The sequence below is a fragment of the Streptomyces sp. H39-S7 genome (assembly GCF_027158205.1).
Taxonomy (GTDB): domain Bacteria; phylum Actinomycetota; class Actinomycetes; order Streptomycetales; family Streptomycetaceae; genus Actinacidiphila.
This window is the reverse complement of sequence record NZ_JAPVLU010000110.1, coordinates 1-8,364: the sequence shown is the minus strand read 5'-3', so window position 1 is coordinate 8,364 and position 8,364 is coordinate 1. Positions and strand designations below refer to the sequence as shown.

The window sequence follows — 8,364 nt, the reverse complement described above, 5'->3', positions numbered from 1 at the left end:
CGAAGCAGGAACGTCTTGGTCGACTTCCTTGCCTCTACCAGAGGCCCCGTTTCCGTAGCTGTCGAACCGTCAACTCCAGCCACAGAGCCTTGACAGGGCCGTCGGCCTGTTAACTTCGCGGCCTTGGTTCAACCGGAGCTTCGTTGCGTACGTGACGGGCCCGGCCCGACCGCCTGGCCTGCGGACTCACGTGATCATCCGGACTTTGAAACGCCCCTGCCTCCACCCCTCACCCCAGGGATACCGCGTGATAAAACCGCTTCTCACCTTCCTCCTGACCCTTCCGCTCCTGGCCGCACCCCACCTGACAGCCACCCCCGCCCAAGCCGCCACGACGGCGCCCTCGGCCGCCCGCGTCGCCACGATCACCGCACCCTCGGCCACCAACGACGCCACCACCCTCACCTACCAGTTCACCTACACCGGCAGCCCCGCCTTCGCCCGCGTCTACCTCGACTCCGACCGCAACGCCGCGACCGGCTTCGTACAGGGCGGCGCCGGCGCCGACTACCTCCTGGAGAACGGAACCCTCTACCAGCACACCGGCACCGGCTGGAACTGGACCCCGCTCACCTCGGTGCCCTACTCGAGCGCCGGCGGAACGGCCCGGTGGACCATCCAGCGCGCCGACGTCGGCGAGTCCGCAACCCCCGGGGACGCCGACCTGGTCTTCCAGGTCGAGTCCCCGCTGGAAACCTCGACCAAGCTCACCCAGACCTACAGCGGCGGCACCACCGGCGCGACAGTCACCTACGCCACCACCAACGACACCTTCGCCAACCCCGAGCGCGGCTTCTACCACCACACCGGCGACTGCGACAAGAACCCCTACTCGCTCGCCACTTTGCAGGACTACCGCGCCAACCAGGGCATATCCGTCGTGATGTGCGTCTTCTACCTGGCCGAGTTCAAGAACTCCTCCATCGACCAGGCCACGCTCACCAAACTCCAGAACCAGTTCGCCACCGCCCGCGCCGCCGGGGTCAAGATGATCCTCCGCTTCGCCTACACCACCTCGACCGACGGCGCGGACGCCCCCAAGAGCCGCGTCCTGTCCCACCTCGACCAACTGGCCCCCTACCTGTCGGCGAACGCCGACGTCATCTACCTGATGCAAGCGGGCTTCATCGGAGCCTGGGGCGAGGGGTACTACACCCAGAACTTCGGCAACGCCGGCGTCATCACCGTCGCCAACTGGGCCGACCGCAAGGAGGTCACCGACAAGATCCTCAGCGTGCTCCCCACCACCCGGATGGTCCAGCTCCGCACCCCCAAGTACAAGCGGACCATGTACTCGACCAACCCGCTCCCGCCCGCCCAGGCGTACAACGGCTCCACTCTCGCCCGCCTCGGCCACCACAACGACTGCTTCCTGGCCAGCGCCGACGACTACGGCACGTACACCGACCCCGCGGTCGAGTACCCCTACCTCCAAGCGGAGACCGCATCGGTCGTGATGGGTGGTGAAACCTGCGGAACCAACCCGCCCCGCACGTCCTGCCCGACCGCACTGTCCGAACTCCGCGGCTTCCACTGGTCCTACCTCAACACTGACTACCACCCGAACGTCATCGCCGGCTGGAACTCCGAAGGCTGCCTGCCCGAGATAACCCGCCGCCTCGGCTACCGCTTCGCCCTCAAGACCGGCACCTACCCGGCGACGGCATCCCGCGGTACCGCGTTCCCGGTGACGTTCACCGTCGCCAACGACGGCTTCGCGGCCCCGGTCAACCCCCGCGGCCTGCAACTCGTCCTCCGCAACACCGCTACCGGCGCCCTCTACCGAACCACCCTGACCGCCGACCCGCGCCGCTGGGCCGCAGGCACCACATCCACGGTTACCCAGAACGTCACGCTCCCGGCCGGCGCCCCTGCGGGCTCCTACGCCCTGCTCCTCAACCTGCCCGACCCGCTGCTGTCCACCCGCCCGGAGTACTCCATCCGTCTGGCGAATTCCGCAACATGGGAAGCCGCCACCGGCTTCAACTCCTTGCTGCACACCATCTCGATCAACTGACTCAGCATCGGCACTGTTCTACGGGCGCGCGCTCCTACCGCCGCCCACCTCGGCCCGGCCTCATGCCCTTGGCGTGCGGCCGGGCCGCACGCCGCTCGCGGCCCGGCCGCCCCCACCGGCGGATGACCGTCGAGCACAGCGCGCAGGATTCACGCCACCCCATGGGCTCCGGTTCGGACGTTCGGCGACTGGCCGAGTGCAACATGGTTGAGGAGTCCTACCGAGTTCACCTTCACCGAGCTGGGCTTGCTGAGGGTTTTCCCGAGGCATACTGACCACGAGTTCGCCCCAACCCCCGATGACGCACACTCCCAAAAGCCCAGGGATGTCGCAGGGGCGGCGGTATACAGATCCGCGAATGCTCCCGCACTGTAGAGGCTGGATCGGTTGTTGCCCACGATCACTGCCGCCCGCACGCTGCCCCTGCCTGACGACCCCGGGGCCCCACCCCTCGCGACGGGTTGATCAGTCCTGCGCCACGTTTGCCGCGGTCACATTCTCGATCACACGGCCGAGTTTGGTCTTGGCCCGGGTCAGGTCCTGGATGCGTGCGGCGATGCGGTCGCGTTCGATGATGAGCTGGTCGAGCATGGCGGGGGTCGCGACGCCGGTGCTCACGCACGGCAGGAGTTCGACGACGGTACGGCTGGAGAGGCCGGCCGCGAAGAGGTCCTGGATGAGCTGGACCCGCTCCAGGGCTTCGTCGGGATAGTCACGCTGCCCACCGGACGTCCGCGCCGATTCCAGGAGCCGCTGTTCCTCGTAGTAGCGGAGGGCCCGCACGCTGACCCCTGACCGCCTGGCAAGCTGTCCGATGCGCATGACGCAGGACACTCCCTTCCCGCTCATAGGTCACGTTGACGTCAGGTCGAGGCTAGCAATACCGACTCCGGGGCAGCCCTGGGGGCCGATCGAACCGTTGCCGGCGCCGATATTGATCATGACCCGGTGGCGGACCCGAGCCGTTCACGCGGTTCACGTACGCACGGCAGTCCTCGCGTCGTGCCGGGATCGCCGAGCCCGCCCGAGGGCCCATGGGTGTCGACCGTGACGGGCGGCGTGATCCTCGTAGTGGCGCGGGCCCCCATGCTCACCCCCACCCGCTCGGCAACACCACGCATCCGCGCCTGCCCTCCTCCAGCCTCGCGGCAGTGGCGGCTTGCACCTCACGTCAACGTCAGGTTCTAGAGTGACGAGCGTCGGATGAACACGTCATTCCGACCCGTCAAAGTAAGGCAGACCACTATGCGCGCAGCCCGGTTCCACGAATACGGCGGAGCGGAGATCCTGGTGATCGAGCAGGCCCCCGACCCCCACCCCGGACCCGGTGAGATTCGTGTCCGCGTCGTGGCGGCCAGCGTCAATCCCATCGACTGGAAGCTGCGCTCCGGCGCCCTGCACCAGATCCTCCCCCTGGATCTGCCCGCCATTCCCGGGCGCGACGCCGCCGGTGTGGTCGACGAAATCGGTGACGGGGTGCAGGGGGTGAACATCGGCGACCGCGTCTTCGGGCTGGGCGGCGTCACCGGCGCGACCGCGGAACTGCTCATCCTTTCGGCCTGGGCGCACACCCCCGCCACGTGGAACGACGAGCAGGCCGCGGGCGCCGGTCTCGCGTCCGTGACCGCGCTGGGTGGCTTGAACGCGCTCGGCTCCCTCGCGGGGCGCACCCTCCTCGTCGAGGGCGCCGCCGGAGGCGTGGGCAGCGCGGCAGTCGAGATCGCGGTAGCGCAAGGTGCCACGGTGATCGGGACAGCCAGTGAGCGCAACCATGCGTTCCTCACCTCTCTCGGCGCCGTTCCCACCACCTACGGCCCCGGCCTCGCGCAGCGTCTGTCCGCTCTCGCCCCGCGCGGAGTCGACACAGCGCTCGACACCGCGGCCTCCGGATCGCTGGACGACCTCGTCGCGATCACCGGTGACCCGACGTGCGTCGCGACGGTCGCCGACCATACGGGCGGGCAGCGCCTGGGCACGCATGTGGTCAACGCGGTGAACGATTCCGCTCTCCTGTCCGCGGCGGCGGAACTGGGCGGGCAAGGCCGCTACACACCCCGTATCGAACAGGCCTACCCCCTGGAGCGGATCGCCGACGCCCACGCGCACGCCGAGCGCGGACGCACCCGAGGAAAGATCGTGATCTGCATCTGAACAGGCCCACGAGGTAGGTAACTCGCACCGTGCGGGCCTGCGTGGCGAGCGTGCCCTCGATCGGTACCGGCGAGCGGGCGGTCCGGAGCGAACCGATCTCCATGGCGCCTCGTCAAGCAGGCCGCCCCCACCCGGGCACCGCACGTGGCACATGAGCTGTCCTCCACGGGGCACCAACCTCATCCAGCTTCAGCAGCCCCGTGAGAGGGGTTCAAGTACGGGTTCTCACCGCTCACCGCACCGCGTACCCTCCGCCAGTGGTGCGAGGAGTACCGCGCAGGCTTCAACTGACGCCGCACGAACGGTGAAGTGCCGTGCCCGTGCACGCGCGACGACGCCCTGCTCTCACGGTTACAGGTCTGCCGCGTGGACGCCTGTGTCCCACGAGCCCTGGTGTTGGTGGACGATGGAGATTTCCCGCTGGCGGCCACGAGATGAGCGGCCCCGCGCGGACGCTGCGCCACGCGTTCCGTAGCTGCTGCAGCCGCTCGTGAGGGCGGCGTCCGCGGACAGGTCGGTGAACCTGGTCCGGCCCCACGCCCGGCGCCCGGCGCCCGGCGCTATGCGGTGTCCTGCCACGACCAGCGCGCCGCGGGATCGCCGGAGGGTTCTCGGCCGTAGCGGAAGCGCTCTGTCTGGTTGCCGTGCTCGAAGACCCAGTCGGCGAAGCCGACCGCGGGCAGTCGATCGAGGACAACCCGCACCGCCCGGGTCTGCCCGGTGCCCTCGAGAGCCGTGATCAACCTGGTCGTCTCCCATCCGTCCGTCAACGAGGCTTCGGCAGCGGTGCGCTCGGCCAGTGCGGGGAGATGGTCGCGCAGGCCCAGGCGGGCCAGCAACTCGATCAGCCACGCCACTGTGCCGGTATTGGTGAGCGTGATGTCGACGGCCCGTCGCGCCAGTTTCCGTGCCTGAACGTCCGCACCGACGGCATCGAGGACTCGCAGCAGCTCGGCGACGGCCATCGGGTTGACGAGAGAGATCTCGTCGGCGGGACTTCTCGCCAGCAGCACGGCACACGGGCCGGTGGCGTCCGCCTCATGGAGCGCGTTCATCAGATGCGCAACGCCGCGGCCATCTGCCAGGGGGGCGCGGGCAGCGGCCCGCTGGGCCAGTGCGGCAGCCTCCCGACGCATCCCTCTGCGCTGCAAGTGCCGGAACAGCAAGGCGGCTTCGTACACGCACTCGTCCGGCAGGCGCTCGACCGTCGCCTTCGCAAGGGCGAGGGCGTCCTGGCGCGGTGCGTGCCCCGCCAGAACATCTACCAGCCGGACGGCGTCGCCGGGGTGCTCTTCCACCGCGAGGTCCCGCGCCAGACGACGTCCCAGAACGCTCAGCGATTGCGCGGCACCGGTCGCGTGCAGTGCTTCGAGGAGGCCGACCAGGGCGCCCGGCTCGTCCAGGACGGTCTCCGCGGCGGCGCGGGCGGCCAGCACGCCGGTCTCTTCCAAGCGCCCCGTCTCGTGTAAGGCCGTCAGCAACCCAGTGGTGGCCCGGGGGGAGTCGAGGGTGCTGTCCTGGGCGCAGCGGCGGGCCAGGGTCGTGAGGGCGACGGGGGCGCCGAGCGCGTGGACGGCTCGCAGGAGGGTTGCGGCGCTGCTCAACTCACCGGGGGTGCATTCTTCGGCGGCCCGCCGCACCAGCGTGACGGCCTGTTCCGACGCGTTGACCTCGCCCAGCACGGTCACCAGATGCGCCACCGCTTCCGGGTTGTCCAGACGCGTGCGCGTGGCCTGCCGTGCCGTGAACGCCAGAGCTTCTGCCACGCGGGACGAGCCGGGCGGGGCGGAGGGCGGAACGGCGGGCGGGATATCGGGTGCCGGTTCCAGGCCAGGGCCGCTGTGGGCTGTTTCGGCGTTCGCCGATCGGATGTCGCGAAGGGCACGCAGGACCTGACTGAACGCCCAGGGTTCGTCGGTCGTCCAGGGCTCGGCGGCAATTCGCCCGAGCAGCGTGTCCGCCGCTGGTGACAGCACCTTCGTCAAGCCGGTCAGCAAGTCGGCGACGGGGCGTCCGGCGGCTATGGGCACCTGGCACACCGCGTCCTCGGCAAACCGTTCCGCCAGCCCCGGAAGACCGGTCGCGCGCAAGACGGCGAACAGCTCGAGGACCGCGTCCGGCTCATCTGTGCGGAGCCCGTCGACAACGCGGACGGCGAGCGCAGTGGCCGGTTCTCGCATGCCCGCCCCCGCGAGAGCCTCGATCACCTCGGCCAGCGCGTGCGGGTCCGTGGAGGTAAAGTGCGACGCGATCCGGGTGGCCAGCGTGGGGAGCTGGTCCGTGGCGACACCGTGCAGAGCCCGCAGCAACCGCGCCACGTCGTGGGAGCTGTCAAGCGGGGCGAACAGGGCGGCGCGCTGCGCCAAGCGCGACGTGAGCGGTCCGGGGCCGAACACCTCCAGGAGGACGGCGGTGAAGAAGGGCTTCTCCAGCGGGTCGTCCTCGGAGATCCGCTGGGCCAGATGAGCGGCTGCCTCGACGGCCTTCATCTGGCCGAGTCGACGAAGAAGGTCCGTGACCAGGTGCCCGGCCATACCAGTGTGGGCGAGGGAGACATGCGTGGCGACATGTCGGGCGGCCTCAGGGGTGGGAAAGCGGGCGAGGAGCCTCACCGAGGCCGGCTGGCTGCCGCAGCGCACGGCCTTGCGGTACAGCCGCACCGCGTCGCGGCGCAGCCCCCGCTCCCAGGCGGCGTCTCCCAACGCGGCGAGAGCGCCCGGCGGGGCGTGGCGGGTCGCGGCGGTCCAGAATTCCGGCGGCGGCAGGCGCTCACTGCGGTGGTGGCGTCCGTACTGGTCCAGGTAGTCGGCGAGTTGATGCCACTTCTCCTCCGCCCTCGCGCCGTCACGCGACAGCGCGGTCCCGCGGGCAGGAGGTGACATCAAGGACAGGAGGAGGCGAGGCCTCGTGTCGTTGGCGTGCGCGATGGCCGATTGGAGCTCGTCGTCAGTGGTCCGCGAACGCTCCAGTGCGGTGAGGTAGGCGGGAGCGGCTTCCACAAGCCAGCCCGTCGGAAGGCGGGGCTGGTTGCCCAGGCGGTGGGCGTCCATGGCGGCGTCCAGGAGAGCGCGGGTGATACCGCGTGCCGTCGCGTAGCTGTCCAGCAAAGCGGGGCCTCCCGCGAGGTACTGGATGACTTCCGCGTCCCGGGCGTGGGCGGCGGCTTCCCGCAGCCGGGGATCCGTTCGGGCGCGCTCGGCGAGTTCGCGCAGCTCGACGGCGGTGAGAGCGGTTGGCACGTCCACACGGTGGGAGCCGAGCAACCGGGCTGAATGCCGGGTGTCGGCGGTCAGCGCCTGCCAGCGCTCCGGCCACAGCGTGGCCAGGACCAGCAACGGCCCCCGCGCGTCCTCGGCGAGCAACTGCCGCAGACCTGCCGCGGCCTGCTCACCGGCAGGCCCCGCCGCCAGGAAGTCCTGCGCGTCGTCGAGCCACAGCACGGTGCGGGGCGCCACGCTGTCCAGACCTTGCAGCAGCGCCTCCGGACCTGACGGATACCTGGGATGCCACAACCGCCACGGCGGTGGTAGGTGTTGTACGGCCTCCCAGCAGGCACGTGTCTTCCCGGTGAACGAATCGCCCACCAGCACGGCGAGGCCCCCGGCACCGGCCTCCGCGGCGGCGACCACCTCGCGCAGCCGCGCGTCGAACTCCCTTGGCACGTAGGGCGGAAGGCCGCCGATCGCTGGGGCGGGGCCGGCGTCGAGGGCGGGATGAACGTCCAGGTCCCGCAGCACCAGCCGGTCGTTGAACTCGCCGATGGGCCGGCCTGCCGGCACCGCCATCCGCGCGGCCGTCCAGAGGCTTCGTGCCTGCCGTCCCGCCTCCTGCTCGTCCTGCGCGGCGCGCCGCGCCAGCACGGTGACGACGGCGACGGCGTCCGCCTGGGACGCGGGGAGACCGGGAGCGCTGATGCATCGATGCACCGTGTCGCGTTCCGGCGCCCCGCGCAGGCGGTCATCGCGGGCGATGTCGGCGGTGATGTCGTCCAGCTTCGGCGCGCCCGCGGCCAGATAGAGCTCGTACACCAGGTCCTTGAACTCGCGCAAGGGCCGGGGCCATCCCACCGCCGCCCGCTTCACCACGCGCGGTGCCTGACGCACGGCCTTGCTCCGGGTGCCGTCCGAACTCATCGCACCATCATGCCCCCCCCCCCCCCCCCCCCCCCCCACCCCCCCCCCCCCCCCCCCCCCCCC

The 8,364-nt window shown here is 70.4% G+C and carries 4 protein-coding genes; 2 read left to right on the top strand and 2 right to left on the bottom strand.

Annotated elements, in window-relative coordinates; genetic code table 11:
- Window positions 1–247 precede the first annotated feature (247 nt).
- Entirely contained in the window at window positions 248–2,017 is a 1,770-nt protein-coding gene (locus tag O3X23_RS43335; RefSeq protein WP_269280748.1) for a DUF4832 domain-containing protein, read from the top strand.
- 465 nt (window positions 2,018–2,482) lie between these two features.
- On the opposite strand, the gene O3X23_RS43330 is transcribed toward O3X23_RS43335, so the two are convergent.
- A complete protein-coding gene (locus tag O3X23_RS43330; RefSeq protein ID WP_269280745.1) occupies window positions 2,483–2,839 on the bottom strand; it encodes a MerR family transcriptional regulator in 357 nt (118 codons plus the stop codon).
- Window positions 2,840–3,262: 423 nt separating this feature from the next.
- Here O3X23_RS43330 and O3X23_RS43325 point away from each other — a divergent pair, with 423 nt between their 5' ends.
- On the top strand, window positions 3,263–4,168 hold the full coding sequence (locus O3X23_RS43325) for an NADP-dependent oxidoreductase (protein WP_269280743.1): 906 nt from the start codon (window positions 3,263–3,265) through the stop codon (window positions 4,166–4,168).
- Window positions 4,169–4,728: 560 nt separating this feature from the next.
- On the opposite strand, the gene O3X23_RS43320 is transcribed toward O3X23_RS43325, so the two are convergent.
- Window positions 4,729–8,301 (bottom strand): hypothetical protein, encoded by a 3,573-nt coding sequence (locus O3X23_RS43320; protein WP_269280741.1) that lies wholly within the window; start codon window positions 8,299–8,301, stop codon window positions 4,729–4,731.
- Window positions 8,302–8,364: the final 63 nt, after the last annotated feature.

Coding starts and splice junctions, on each gene's coding strand:
- O3X23_RS43330 (WP_269280745.1), bottom strand. CDS start 2,839: ATGCGCATCGGACAGCTTGCCAGGCGGTCAGGGGTCAGCGTGCGGGCC.
- O3X23_RS43325 (WP_269280743.1), top strand. CDS start 3,263: ATGCGCGCAGCCCGGTTCCACGAATACGGCGGAGCGGAGATCCTGGTG.
- O3X23_RS43320 (WP_269280741.1), bottom strand. CDS start 8,301: ATGAGTTCGGACGGCACCCGGAGCAAGGCCGTGCGTCAGGCACCGCGC.